This window comes from Methylobacterium sp. 77, from assembly GCF_000372825.1.
GTDB lineage: Bacteria > Pseudomonadota > Alphaproteobacteria > Rhizobiales > Beijerinckiaceae > Methylobacterium.
In genome coordinates this window covers 710253-723320 of the sequence record NZ_KB910516.1, presented here as the reverse complement: position 1 = coordinate 723320, position 13068 = coordinate 710253, and the positions used below count along the sequence as shown (strand labels likewise).

Annotated in this window: 13 protein-coding genes; 9 read left to right on the top strand and 4 right to left on the bottom strand. The window is 68.8% G+C overall.

Annotation, left to right across the window (positions count from 1 at the left end; genetic code table 11):
* The first annotated feature begins 424 nt into the window (after positions 1–424).
* A complete protein-coding gene (locus A3OK_RS0103355; RefSeq protein ID WP_051092962.1) occupies positions 425–1327 on the top strand; it encodes a UDP-3-O-acyl-N-acetylglucosamine deacetylase in 903 nt (300 codons plus the stop codon).
* 22 nt (positions 1328–1349) lie between these two features.
* Here the strand turns inward: A3OK_RS0103355 and A3OK_RS0103350 are convergent, their stop codons facing one another.
* Complete coding sequence (locus A3OK_RS0103350; protein WP_019903519.1) at positions 1350–2285, bottom strand: AEC family transporter; 936 nt, start codon at positions 2283–2285, stop codon at positions 1350–1352.
* Positions 2286–2435: 150 nt separating this feature from the next.
* Between A3OK_RS0103350 and A3OK_RS0103345 the strand changes: the two genes are divergently transcribed.
* The 6 genes from A3OK_RS0103345 to A3OK_RS0103320 all read left to right on the top strand — a co-directional run bounded on the left by A3OK_RS0103345 (position 2436) and on the right by A3OK_RS0103320 (position 9534).
* A complete protein-coding gene (locus A3OK_RS0103345) occupies positions 2436–4310 on the top strand; it encodes an ABC-F family ATP-binding cassette domain-containing protein (protein WP_019903518.1) in 1875 nt (624 codons plus the stop codon).
* Between the two features lie 73 nt (positions 4311–4383).
* Entirely contained in the window at positions 4384–5400 is a 1017-nt protein-coding gene (locus tag A3OK_RS0103340; protein WP_019903517.1) for an alpha/beta hydrolase, read from the top strand.
* 73 nt (positions 5401–5473) lie between these two features.
* On the top strand, positions 5474–5908 hold the full coding sequence (locus A3OK_RS0103335) for a heme-binding protein (protein WP_019903516.1): 435 nt from the start codon (positions 5474–5476) through the stop codon (positions 5906–5908).
* An 8-nt stretch (positions 5909–5916) separates the two neighbouring features.
* The gene (locus A3OK_RS0103330) at positions 5917–7515 is read left to right on the top strand and encodes a peptide ABC transporter substrate-binding protein (RefSeq protein ID WP_019903515.1); all 1599 of its coding nucleotides are present in this window, start codon (positions 5917–5919) and stop codon (positions 7513–7515) included.
* A 16-nt stretch (positions 7516–7531) separates the two neighbouring features.
* On the top strand, positions 7532–8455 hold the full coding sequence (locus A3OK_RS0103325) for an ABC transporter permease subunit (RefSeq protein WP_019903514.1): 924 nt from the start codon (positions 7532–7534) through the stop codon (positions 8453–8455).
* Complete coding sequence (locus A3OK_RS0103320; protein WP_019903513.1) at positions 8452–9534, top strand: ABC transporter permease; 1083 nt, start codon at positions 8452–8454, stop codon at positions 9532–9534. Before A3OK_RS0103325 ends, A3OK_RS0103320 begins: the two co-directional genes overlap by 4 nt.
* 2 nt (positions 9535–9536) lie before the next feature.
* Here the strand turns inward: A3OK_RS0103320 and A3OK_RS0103315 are convergent, their stop codons facing one another.
* On the bottom strand, positions 9537–9791 hold the full coding sequence (locus tag A3OK_RS0103315; RefSeq protein ID WP_019903512.1) for a hypothetical protein: 255 nt from the start codon (positions 9789–9791) through the stop codon (positions 9537–9539).
* 124 nt (positions 9792–9915) lie between these two features.
* Here A3OK_RS0103315 and A3OK_RS0103310 point away from each other — a divergent pair, with 124 nt between their 5' ends.
* Positions 9916–11394, top strand: a complete 1479-nt coding sequence (locus tag A3OK_RS0103310) for an MFS transporter (protein WP_026596887.1) — start codon at positions 9916–9918, stop codon at positions 11392–11394.
* A gap of 59 nt (positions 11395–11453) precedes the next feature.
* On the opposite strand, the gene A3OK_RS0103305 is transcribed toward A3OK_RS0103310, so the two are convergent.
* Positions 11454–12155 carry an SDR family NAD(P)-dependent oxidoreductase gene (locus A3OK_RS0103305; RefSeq protein ID WP_019903510.1) on the bottom strand — a complete coding sequence of 234 codons (702 nt, stop codon included), beginning with the start codon at positions 12153–12155 and terminating at the stop codon, positions 11454–11456.
* A gap of 16 nt (positions 12156–12171) precedes the next feature.
* A complete protein-coding gene (locus A3OK_RS22270) occupies positions 12172–12669 on the bottom strand; it encodes a nucleoside deaminase (protein WP_155912113.1) in 498 nt (165 codons plus the stop codon).
* Between the two features lie 169 nt (positions 12670–12838).
* Between A3OK_RS22270 and A3OK_RS0103295 the strand changes: the two genes are divergently transcribed.
* A complete protein-coding gene (locus A3OK_RS0103295) occupies positions 12839–13042 on the top strand; it encodes a CsbD family protein (RefSeq protein WP_019903508.1) in 204 nt (67 codons plus the stop codon).
* The last annotated feature ends 26 nt before the right edge of the window (positions 13043–13068 follow it).

Below are 13068 nucleotides of genomic sequence, written 5' to 3'. Positions count from 1 at the left end.
GGGCCATCCCTACCTAAGTCGTGCCGCCGAGCTGCGTCGCCGGTCGCGACCGGATCATCGGCCTTCATCTCCTTTCGCTCATCGCGCGAAGTTTACCAACCCTCGGCGCCACACCGGTTAACGTGTTCTCGCGCCGGAGAATGAGCCGTCTGTCTCACGCCGATCCCGGTTGTTCGCGCCGAGGAGTCGAGACGTGCCGGGAGGGTCGAAGCCATGGCGGGAGATCGTCGGCGAAACCTTAGCCCCTCCTCCTCTCGGATCCATGGGCTCGAAGCGACGGGATTGGCGTCTTGCGGAAGAATGGAGTCCTGCGGAAGAATGGAGTCCTGGCCGCGCAGGATCGGCCCGGTCGCCGACCTGCATCGCCTCGGACTCGGTCTCCCTCTCGTCGGCAGGGCATGACGCGATGGCGAAGTCCTTCGCCATGTCGGTCGCACCTGCGCGAGACGCGGCCCTGCCGGGAGCGGGGTCCCGGCAGGCGACGCTGGCCGCGAGTTTCGGGCTGACGGGCTACGGCCTGCATACCGGGCGCCGCGTCACGGTGACGGTGGCGCCGGCCTACGAGGATCACGGCATCGTCTTCCGGCGAACCCTCGCCAATGGACGCGCCATCGATGTGCCGGCCTCGTGGAGGTTCCGCGAGACGCAGCCGCTCTGCACCGCGTTGCGCTCGACCGACGGGCCGCTGATCCGGACCGTGGAGCATCTGCTGGCCGCGCTCAGCGCGTATCGCATCGACAACGCGCTCGTTTCCCTCGACGCGGAGGAATTGCCGATCTTCGATGGAAGCGCCCTGCCCTGGTGCGCCGGACTGCGCGCAAGCGGCCGGACCGAGAGCGATGCGACGAGGCGCAGCATCCGCGTGCTGCGTCCTCTGGAGGTGCGCCAGGACCATCGGACGTTGAGGATCGAACCGGCGGATGCGCTCCAGATCTCCGGCCATCTCCAGCTCTCCCATTTCGACGCCATGCACTGGTCCGGCACGGTCACGCCCGAGACATTCACCGAGCAACTCGCCCCCTCGCGCAGTTTCGGGCGGGCCAAATGGGCGCTCCCCGCCAAGATCTACGGCGCCCTGTTGCGCAAGCCCCTGCTCCGGGGAGCGAACCTGTCATCGACCGCCTGTATCGTCGGCGGGCGCATCCTCGGCGGGATGACAGTGCCCGATGAGCCGGTGCGGCACCGCATGCTCGACCTGATCGGCGATCTCGCGCTCGCCGGATATCCGATCCTCGGCCGAATCGAGGCCTCGCATACCGGCCACGAACTGAACCACGCCCTCGTCGAGACCCTGATGAACGATCCCGCCGCCTGGGAACTGGCCTGAAGCGGGCCCCGCCGAAATGCCCTCAGCCGAGGCCGGTCAGGGCCAGGACGACGGCCAGGGCTAGGGGAAGCGCCACTCCGGCGATCACCGTCTGCGTCGCCGTGATTCCCGCCATCAGCGGTGCATCCCCGCCGAGCTGGCGCGACATGATGTAGGAGGACGATGCCGTCGGCAGGGTCTGGAACAGCAGTGCCGTCACCGCGGCCGGTCCATTGAGCCCCAATACGAGGCAGGCGAGCACGGTGGCGATCGGCATCAGCCCGAACTTGATCAGGGACGCCACGGCCACCGGCCGGACCCAGCTTCGCGCCGCGCCGAAATCGAGAGCGGCACCGACGCAGAGCAGGCCCAGCGGCAGCGAAGCCTGACCCAGCGCTCGCAGCATCGGTTCGATCCCCGCCGGCAGGCCGAGGCCCGAGGCCTGGAGTGCGATGCCGCCGAGGCTGCCGACGACCAGCGGGTTGAGTGCGATCTGCCGCGCGAGGCCGAGGGCCGTGGGGCGGCCCGCCGTCCCGAACCGGGCGAAGACGAGCACGCAGAGAACGTTGACCGTCGGCACGATCGCGGCATTCGCCACCGCCGCCAGGGCGACGCCCTGAGCGCCGTAGAGGCCGGCTGCCGCCGAGACGCCCACGTAGTTGTTGAAGCGGATCCCTCCCTGGAACACCGAGGTGAAGGCCGGCCCGCCGAAGCCGAGGTGCGGCCGGGCCGCCAGCATCAGACCCGCCACCATCAGGGTGGAGACCACCAGGACCAGAGCGAGGGCGCCCACCGGAACATCGGCGAGGCGTGCCGTGGCGAGACTGTCGAGGAGAAGGCTCGGCAGCAGTACGTAATAGGCGAGGCGCTCGGCCTGCGGCCAGAAGCCCTCGGCGAGGAAGCCGAGGCGGCGCAGGGCTGCGCCGAGCCCGATCAGGAGAGCGATCGGCACGAGGGCGCCGAGAAGCGTCAAGGTCATGGCGGCCGCATTACAATGCCTTGCCTCCGCCGGATATGGCCGTCCGCCTCCCCGCCTCTCGGCGACGCTCCCTATGCCACCCGCCCCTTGCCATCCCCCTCCTGCCACCCGCCCCTTGCAACCGTTGCCGCGCGCCGCCAGAAGCCTTCCATGCTCCGCGTCAACGACCTCACCTACCGCATCGGCGAACGCCTGATCCTCGACGGCGCCACCTTCGTCATTCCGGACCGCGCCCGGGTCGGGCTCGTGGGCCGAAACGGCGCGGGCAAGACCACGCTGTTCAAGGCGATCCTGGGCGAGTTGCCCACCGAGGGCGGCACCGTCTCGATGCCCAAGGGCATGCGCATCGGCGCGGTGGCGCAGGAAGCCCCGGCCGGCCCCGAGACCCTGCACGCGGTGGTGCTCGCCGCCGATACCGAGCGCGGCCGCCTGATGGCGGAGGCCGAGCACGCCGACGGCCTGCGCCGGGCCGAGATCGAGACGCGGCTCGTGGATATCGAGGCGCATTCGGCCCCGGCCCGCGCGGCCGCCATCCTGCACGGCCTCGGCTTCGACGCGGAGGCGCAGGCGCGGCCCTGCTCCGACTTCTCCGGCGGCTGGCGCATGCGCGTGGCGCTCGCCGCCGTGCTGTTCTCCGAGCCCGACCTGTTGCTCCTCGACGAGCCGACCAACTACCTCGATATCGAGGGCACGATCTGGCTCTACGACTACCTCGAGCGCTACCCGCGCACCGCCGTGATCATCAGCCACGACCGCGACCTGCTCGACGAGTGCGTCGACCACATCCTGCACCTCGATCGCGGCAAGCTCAGCATCTATCGCGGCGGCTACACCTCTTTCGCACGACAGGTCGCCGAGAAGCGCGTGCTGCAGTCGAAAGCCAAGGCCAAGCAGGATGCCGAGCGGGCGCATCTCCAGAGCTTCGTCGACCGGTTCAAGGCCAAGGCGACCAAGGCGCGCCAGGCCCAGTCCCGCGTCAAGCGCCTCGCTAAGATGGAGATCATCGCCTCGGTGATCGAGGACGACGTGCCGGCCTTCCGCCTGCCGAGCCCGGAGCGGCCCCTGTCGCCGCCCATCGTCGCGATGGAGCGGGTGCAGGCCGGTTATCCCGACCGGATCGTGCTGTCTGGCCTCAACCTGTCGCTGGCACCCGACGATCGGGTGGCGTTGCTCGGCGCCAACGGCAACGGCAAGTCGACCTTCTGCAAGCTCATCGGCGGGCGCCTGCCGCCGCTCAGCGGCGAGATGCGGCGCTCGGGCAAGATGGAGGTGGCCTATTTCGCCCAGCACCAGCTCGACGAGTTGCGCCCCGCCGAGAGCGCCTACGCCCATGTCCGCGACCTGATGCCGGACGTGCCGGAATCGAAGGCACGCGCCGCCGCTGCCCGGCTCGGGTTCTCGGGGACCAAATCCGAGACGCCCGTCTCGCAGCTTTCCGGCGGCGAGAAGGCGCGGCTGCTGATGGGGCTGGCGGCCTTCAAGGGCCCGCATCTGCTGATCCTCGACGAGCCGACCAACCACCTCGACATCGAGAGCCGGCAGGCCTTGGTGGAGGCGATCAACGATTACGAGGGCGCCGTCATCTTGGTGAGCCACGACCGCTTCCTGGTGGAGGCCTGCGCCGACCGGCTCTGGCTCGTCGCGAACGGCAGCGTGAAGGCCTTCGACGGTGACATGGACGATTACCGCCGCTTCGTCCTCGCCGGCCCAGAACGCGAGGCCGAGAAGGGCGCGTCCGAGATCGCCGGCGGGGTGAAGGCGCTGGAGCGCCGCTCGAATGCCGACCGCCGCGTGGCATTGGCCCCCCTGCGCAAGAAGCTGGAGGGCGTCGAGGCGCGGATGAAGAAGCTCACCGACGCCATGACCAAGATCGACGCCGCGCTCGCCGACGGCACCGCCTTCCAGACCAATGCCGCCAAGGCCGGCGAACTCGCCAAGATGCGCTCGGACGCGGCCACCGCTTTGGAAACGGCCGAGGAGGAATGGCTGGAACTGAGCGGGGAGATCGAAGGCGCGACGGCGTGATGGGTGCGAATTCCGGGAGCAACCGCGATCGCTCCGCGTTTCCCGGAGCCTGAACCAAGACCCGGACGCTTCCATGCCCGCACCGACCCGACGCGACAGGTCCGAGCCCCGCACGGGCCTCGCCGCCAAGCTCGCGCTCCTGCCCCTGGGCGCTGCGGGCGCATGGATCGCCTACAGTCGGTTCGGCATCGATCATCGCCGGCCGCTCCACCCGGCCCTGCCTGGCCGGCATGAATGCCTCGAGACGCCGGCCGGCGGGATCGGTCTCTACGGGAGTACTGCTGCGCCGGGCGTGCCGCTGCTGCTGATCCACTCCGTCAACGCGGTGGCCAACGCCTACGAGATCCGGCCGCTCTACCGGCACTATGCGGGCAGCCGTCCTGTCTACGCTCTCGACCTGCCCGGCTTCGGTTTCTCCGAGCGCAGCGACCGCGTCTACACCCCGCGCCTGATGACCGACGCGATCCACGCCGTCGTCGCGGAAATCCGGCATCGACACGGCGGCGGGCGGATCGATGCGCTCGCCCTGTCCCTGTCCTGCGAGTACCTCGCCGCCGCCGCCTTGGAGGCGCCGGGCGATTATCGCAGCCTCGGTCTTCTCAGCCCGACCGGGTTCGATGCCCGCTTCGTCGGCCGGCATCGCGACCGGACCCGGCATGGCGGCGCCGTCGCCCGTGCCATGTTGAACACACCGCTTTGGGGAGAGCCGCTGTTCGACCTCCTGGTGAGCCGGCCGAGCATGCGCTTCTTTTTGGAGAAGACCTGGGGTTCCAGCGACATCGACGAGGGCCTGCTCGCTTACGATCATGCTTCCGCCCACCGGCCGGGCGCGCGGCATGCACCGTTCTCGTTCCTGTCGGGCGCCCTGTTTCCGGATGCGCCGGGCCACCTCTACGAAGCCCTGCCCCTGCCGGTCTGGATGATCCACGGCGTGCGCGGCGATTTCGTGGATTATCGCTACGCCGGCCGCGTCGCGGGGCGTCCGAACTGGGTCGTCGATGTGCTGCCCACGGGCGCCTTCCCGCATTTCGAGGATCTCCCGGCAGTGACGCGGCACTACGATGCGTTCCTCGCCGAGTTCGGCGGATGAGGCTGGGGCTGGTCCGGCGTCGAAGGGCGGGCTACGTCCGGTACGACACGTCACTCATCGCCCCGGTAAACCGATGCCCGACCTGACCCTCCCCGCCGCCCAGACCATCGTCGCTACTGCGCTCAGGACGGCGCGCGAGCGGAGCCTGAAACCCCTCGCGGTGGTAGTCTACGACGCGCGCGGCGCGCTCAAGGCGATGGCGGCCGAGGACGGCACGTCGCTGCGGCGGGCGGAGATCGCCATGGGCAAGGCCAATGGCTGCCTCGCTCTGGGCCTCGGTGGCCGCGCCATCCACAAGCGGGCCGAGGAGCAGGCCTATTTCGTGGCGGCGGTGAGCCATCTCGTCGGTCCGGCCGCTTTGGTGCCGGTGCCGGGCGGCGTGCTGATCCGTGACGGCGAGGGCGTGGTGGGCGCCGTCGGCATCTCAGGAGATACGTCCGACAACGACGAACTCTGCGCGCTCGCCGGGATCGAGGCGGCGGGCTTCACCGCGCAGACCGGCGCCTGAGCGCCACCATGCGCCCGGATCGGCGCGCCTGTCTTCTCGGCGGCGCGGCCATACTCCTCGCGGGCCGTAGCACGGCGCGCGCCGCTCCCGCATCCGTCTACAGGCGCGGCAACGATGCCGACCCGGAGACCCTCGATCCGCACAAATCCTCCACCGTGGCGGAGGCGCATATCCTACGCGATCTCTACGAGGGGCTCCTCACCTACGACAATCACGGCGCCATCATTCCCGGAGCGGCGACGCATTGGACCGTCTCCGATGACGCCCTGACCTACACCTTCCACCTGCGCGGGGATGGACGCTGGTCGAACGGCGACCCGGTGGTGGCCTCGGACTTCGTCTTCGGGCTGCGCCGGATCTTGCACCCGGCGACGGCAGCGAAATACGCCGAGGTCCTGTATCCGCTGAAGAATGCCCGAGGCGTGAACCAGGGCGAGGCGCCGCCGGAGACGCTGGGCGTCGTTTCTCCGGATGAGCGGGTCCTGGTCGTCACCCTCGAACAGCCGACGCCCTACTTCCTCGAACTCCTGACCCACCAGACCTCGCTGCCGGTGCATCCCGCCTCCGTCGCCAGGTTCGGCGATGCTTTCACCCGGCCGGGCAACCTCGTCAGCAACGGCGCCTACGCCCTCGTCGACATGGTGCCGAACGACCGCATCACGCTGAAGCGCAATCCCCATTTTCACGCGGCGGCCGGCGTTGCGATCGAGACGGTCGCCTTCCTGCCGACGCCCGACCTCTCCAGCGCGGTCCGCCGTTATGCCGGCGGCGAGATCGATTCGCTGGCCGACCTGCCGGGCGACCAGATGGCCTCCCTCAAGGCGCGGTTCGGCCGTCAGGTCGTCCTCGGCCCGTCGCTCGGGCTCTATTCCCTCGCCGTCAATACGAAAAAGCCTCCCTTCGACGATGTCCGCCTGCGCCGGGCGCTGTCCCTGGTGATCGATCGCGAGTTCCTGGCCGAGAGGCTGTGGGGCGAGACCATGTCGCCGGCCTATTCCCTGTGCCCGCCGGGCCTCGACAATTATCGCACGCCGCCGGAACTCGCCGGGCGGAATGCGTTGCCGATCGACCGCGAGGACGAGGCGCGTTCGCTGCTCGCGGAGGCCGGGTACGGTCCCGGGAGGAAGCCGCTCACCATCGAGTATCGCTTCAACACCACCGACAACAACCGCAACACGGCGGTGGCCATCGCCGATATGTGGCGCGGCATCGGCATCGAGACGCGCCTCGTCTACACCGACGCCAAGACCCATTTCGCCCATCTGCGCGACGGCGGCGACTTCGATGTCGCGCGCATGTCCTGGTTCGCCGATTATTCCGATCCGCAGAACTTCCTGTTCCTGCTGGAGACCGGCAACGATGGGCTCAACCCCGGCCGCTACAGCAATCCGGCCTATGACGGATCGATGCGCGCTGCGGCCTCCGAGCGGGATGTCGCCAAGCGGGCCGATATCCTGTTCCGGGCGGAGACGATCGTCCTCGACGACCTGCCCTGGATTCCGGTGCTGCATACCCGATCGAAAGCGCTGATCTCGCCGCGTCTCACCGGCTACCACCCGAATCTTCGCAACGCCTCGCCCACGCGATTCCTCAGGCTCGACGCGTGACGGCGGAGATGCCGGAATGATCGGCTTCGTCCTGCGCCGCCTCGTCCAGGCGGTCCCGACCCTGTTCCTCGTCGTCACGGGCAGCTTCTTCCTCATCCGCCTCGCCCCCGGCGGGCCGTTCGATCTGGAGCGCCCGCTGCCGCCGGCCGCGATGCAGAACCTCGCCCGCGTCTACGGCCTCGATCAGCCCCTCATCGTGCAATACGGTCGCTACCTCGCCGCGCTGATGCGGGGCGATCTCGGCCCCTCCTTCTCCTTCCGCGACCTCACCGTGGCCGACCTGTTCGCCCGCGGCCTGCCAGTCTCCATGATCCTCGGCGGCCTCGCACTCGCCGGCGCTCTGAGCTTGGGGATCGGGCTCGGAGCCTGGGCGGCGTTCCGGCGTGGCGGATGGATCGACCGGTCCATCGGGCTCCTCGCCGGGCTGACCCTGGCGGTGCCCAATTTCGTCGTCGCCCCGCTGCTGCAGATCGTGTTCGGGCTGAGCCTCCGCTGGCTACCGGTGGGAAGCTGGGAGGGCGGAGCACCCTCGCATCTCGTGCTCCCCGTTCTTACCCTCGCGCTGCCGCAGATCGGTGCCATCGCCCGGCTCACCAGGGCATCGCTCGTCGAGACGCTGAGCGCCCAGCCGATCCGCACCATGCGGGCCATGGGCCTGCCGCCTCATCGCATCGCCCGCCACGCCCTGCGCGGGGCGCTGCCGCCGGTGATCGCGATCCTCGGCCCCATCGCCGCCGCGCTTCTCACCGGCTCCGTGGTGGTCGAGACGATCTTCGGTCTGCCCGGCATCGGGCGCGCCTTCGTCGATGGCGCGCTCAACCGCGACTACACCCTGGTGATGGGCACGGTGGTTCTGGTCGCGCTCTTCGTCACGCTGCTCAACATCGTCGCCGACATCGCCTGTGCCGTCCTCGATCCGCGCCTGAGGAAGGCCCGATGATCCGCGCCGCGAACCGTCTCGCGCGCAACAGGGGCGCCCTCGCCGCCCTCGTTGTCCTGGTCGCGATGATCCTCGCCTGCCTGGTCGGGCCGCGCTTCACCGGCCACGAGCCGGGACGGATCTATCCCGACCTCGTCCGCACCGCGCCGAGCCTCGCCGCGCATCCCGAGCCCGGCGAGATCGCGCCCGCGCTGACCCGCCTCGCCTTCCGCATGCGGGTCACGGTCTCCGACATCGCCGTGTCCGGCGACCGCGTGCGCCTGGTGCTCTCCGACATGGCCAAGCCCATCGACGAGCGCGTCCTCGTCTATCTCCCCCGGTCCGACCTGTTCGGCCCGGCCACTGTCCTCGATCGTCAGGATGGCGGGCGGCGCCTCGTGGTCGAGGCGCCGCTGGGCCGCCTGCGCTTCCTTCTCGGCACCGACATGCTCGGGCGTGATCTTCTCACCCGCAGCCTCGTCGCCGGGCGGGTGTCCCTGCTCATCGGCGCCGTCGCCACCGCCGTGGCGCTGCTCATCGGAATCGCCTACGGCGCGCTCGCCGGCTATCTCGGCGGCGTGGCCGATGCGGTGATGATGCGCTTCGTCGACATGCTCTACGCCCTGCCCTTCGTCTTCTTCGTCATCATGCTGCTGGTGTTCTTTCGCTCAGGATTGGGGCTGATCCTGGTGGCGATCGGCGCGGTGGAATGGCTCGACATGGCCCGCCTCGTCCGCGCCCAGACCCTCTCGCTCCGTGCCCGCGACTTCGTCCGCGCCGCCGAGGCGCTCGGGCTTTCGACGCCGGCGATCCTGCGGCGCCACGTCGTCCCGAACACGCTCGGTCCCGTCACGGTGGCGGCGACCCTGCTCGTGCCCAAGGTGATCCTGCTGGAGAGCTTCCTGTCGTTCCTGGGCCTCGGGGTGCAGGAGCCGGCCACCAGTTGGGGCGCCTTGATCGCGGAAGGCGCGCGCGCCCTCGAATCCGCGCCATGGATGCTCGCCGGCCCGGCCTCCTTCCTCGTCCTGACCCTGATCGCCCTCAACGTGCTCGGCGACGGACTCGGCGACGCCCTCGACCCGCGCCTTGCGGAGAGGTGACGTCAGCGGTCGGCCAGAAGGCTGGGATAGACCATTCGGACGGCCCGCCGCTCTGCCGGGAGGTCGGAGACCGGTCGATCCTTGATCACGGGAATTGTCGTCCCCGTCGTCGTCACGTCGGCCGGGCGGAGCCGCCAGCGCTCGGCGCCGCTGGGCTGGCCATGCAAGGCTTCGCCGGCTTGGATCGGCAGCGGCGCGAGCGCGGGATAAGCGAGCGCAGTCGTGGCCAGGATAGCGGAGAGAAGGCGGGGATTCATCGGTCGCGGCACCCGGAGACGAGCACCTTGAGTGAAGCGTGAACAGGTAAAGACGCCGACGGAACCGCGAGGCTTGGCCGTTCATTGCCAACAGCAATCGTGTTCCACAGTTAATGAGGCGTCGATGACGAGTAAGGTCGAGGCGAAGCCAGGTTCCGCCGCCCCCGAGCGGGTTCCGATGGGGACGGTCATCGATACCGATATCTCCGCCCGTCTCGACCGGTTGCCCTGGGGGCGCTTCCACGTCCTCGTCATCGTGGCGCTCGGCATCACCTGGGTGCTCGACGGCCTCGAAGTGACGCTGGCCGGCTCCCTGGTCGGCGCACTCCGCGCCGCGCCGATGAACTTCACCGAATTCGATGTCGGCCTGGCGGCGAGTTCCTACCTCGTCGGCGCGGTCTTCGGCGCCCTCGGCTTCGGCTGGCTCACCGACCGGATCGGGCGCAAGAAACTGTTCTTTATCACCCTGGCCCTCTACCTCGCGGCGACCGCCGCCACCGGCCTGTCCTGGAACATCTGGAGCTTCTGCATCTTCCGCTTCCTCACGGGGGCAGGCATCGGCGGCGAATATACCGCCATCAACTCCACCATTCAGGAACTCGTGCCGGCGCGCGTGCGCGGCTGGACCGACCTCGTCATCAACGGCTCGTTCTGGATCGGCGCGGCGCTCGGCTCCTTCCTCTCCATCGCCGTGCTGCGTCCCGGCATGATCGACCCCGCCTGGGGCTGGCGCATTGCCTTCTTCGTCGGCGGGGGCATCGGCCTCGTGATCCTGCTTTTGCGGACCTGGATCCCCGAAAGCCCGCGCTGGCTCGCGACCCATGGCTACGTCGCCGAGGCCGACCGGGTGGTGACGGCAATCGAGAAGCGCTTCACCGACGAGGGCATCACCCTGCCGCCGGTGGATGAATCCAAGCGCATGAAGCTGAAGACCCGCAGCCACACGCCGCTCAAGGAAGTGTTCGGCACCATGCTGATCGGCCACCGCAAGCAGACGCTGGTCGGTCTCGCGCTGATGGTCGCGCAGGCGTTCTTCTACAACGCACTGTTCTTCACCTACGCCCTCGTGCTCCAGCGCTTCTATCAAGTGCCGGGCGACCATGTCGGCTGGTACCTGCTGCCCTTCGCATTGGGCTCCTTCCTCGGCCCCGTGCTCCTCGGCCGCCTGTTCGACACGATCGGCCGCCGCCAGATGATCGCCTTCACCTACGGCATCTCGGCGGTGCTGCTGACCGTCACCGGCTACCTGTTCAAGATCGAAGTGTTCGGTGCCGTGGGCCAGACGGCGGCCTGGATGGTGGTGTTCTTCTTCGCCTCCGCCGCCGCGAGTGCCGCCTACCTCACCGTTGCCGAGACCTTCCCGCTGGAAATCAGGGCGCTCGCCATCGCGGTGTTCTACGCGCTCGGCACCGGTATCGGCGGCGTGTCGGGACCGCTCCTGTTCGGCGCATTGGTGGAGACCGGGTCACGCGACAACGTGCTCATCGGCTACGGCATCGGTGCCGCGCTGATGCTGATCGCCGCCATCGTCGGCGGCATCTGGGGCACGGCGGCGGAAGGCAAATCCCTGGAGGATGTGTCGAAGCCCCTGGCGGCGGCCTGAGCGCACTTTCTGCGCTCAACGCTCGCGCGCTCCATCGCGGTCGATGTTCCTCTGAAACGTCAGAAGCGCTCCACCCACGGGCGGAGTTCGATCTCCGAGGTCCAGGCGCTGCGGTCCTGCCGCAGGACGTCCCAATAGGCCGAGGCGATGGCGTCCGGATCGAGCATGCTGTCGGGCGCATCCGCCGGCTCGGGGCGGGACGCGCTACGGATGCCGCCGTCGATGACGAAATGGGCGACGTGGATGCCCTTTGGCTGGAGTTCGCGCGCGAGGCTCTGCGACAGGCCACGCAAGCCGAACTTGCCCATGGTGAAGGGCGCGGATTCGGCAAAACCCTTCACGCTGGCCGATGCGCCCGTCAACAGGATGGCGCCGTGGCGCCCTGGCAGCATGCGCCGCGCGGCGGCCTGGGCCACGAGGAACCCGCCATAGGCCGAGACCATCAGGGATTGGCGAACCGCGTCGGGGTCTAGATCGACGATGGGGCCGCGCAGCCTGTTGCTGGCATTGTAGACCACCACGTCGGGCGGCCCACCGAGCGCCGGTTCCATCCGCGCGAACAAGGCCTCCACCTCCGCCGGATCGGCGGCGTCGCAGGAATGAATGGCGGCCCCGGTCTCCGTCGTCAGCGCCTCGAGCTTGTCGATGGAGCGTGCGGCGAGGCCGATCCGCAGGCCTTCGCGGGACAGGCGTCGCGCCAGAGAGGCGCTCAGCCCTTCACCGGCGCCGACGATGAGGGCGCGTCGATAGGTCGGGACCATGGGACATCTCCGGATTTCAGGGCATCGTCGGCGAACGTCTTCGTTGCCGAACCTCGGCATGGGGCGGAAAGCCTTCGCGCCTGTCGCGAAAAAAATCGCGCAGGAGGGCCGCGGCCTCCGCCTCCCGCAATCCACCATAGACCTCAGGCGCATGGTGGCAGGTGGGCTGGTTGAAGATGCGGGGACCGTGCTCGACTCCGCCGCCTTTCGGGTCGAGGGCGGCGAAATAGACCCGGCGGATGCGCGCGAAGGAGATGGCGCCGGCGCACATCGGGCACGGTTCCAGGGTGACGTAGAGATCACAGCCGACGAGGCGCTCGTCGCCGATCTCGGTGCAGGCGGCGCGGATCGCCAGGATCTCCGCATGGGCGGTGGGGTCGCGAAGCGCCCGAGGGCGATTATGGGCGACGCTCAGCACCTTTCCCTCCCTCACGATCACGGCGCCCACCGGCACTTCTCCCTCGCCGGCGGCGCGGCGGGCTGCGTCGAAGGCGAGGCTCAAGGGGTCGTTCACAGGCACACGGGAAGAAGGCGCGTTCACGATGGTCGAGCTCAAGCTTTTGTCATCAATAAGGAATTCATCAAGTCGAGCTCCCGTGATCGCGCCGCGCAGGAACATCGCCGCGACGTGGCCGTTTCCTTCCCGAAGCGGCAAGCCCGCAGCATCTTTTCAGGAGCAGACGATGAGCAGCACCACCGACAAGATCAAGGGTCTCGCTAACGAAGCCGTCGGCAACGTGAAGCAGGGCATCGGCAATGCGACGGATAACGACAAGCTCAAGGCCGAGGGCAAGGCGCAGGAACTGAAGGGCGAGACCCAGAAGACGGTCGGCGACGCCAAGGACGGCGTCAAGAACGCCGCCGACACGGTGAAGAGCAAGCTCTGAGCATCAGTCTCCGCTCATGGAATGAC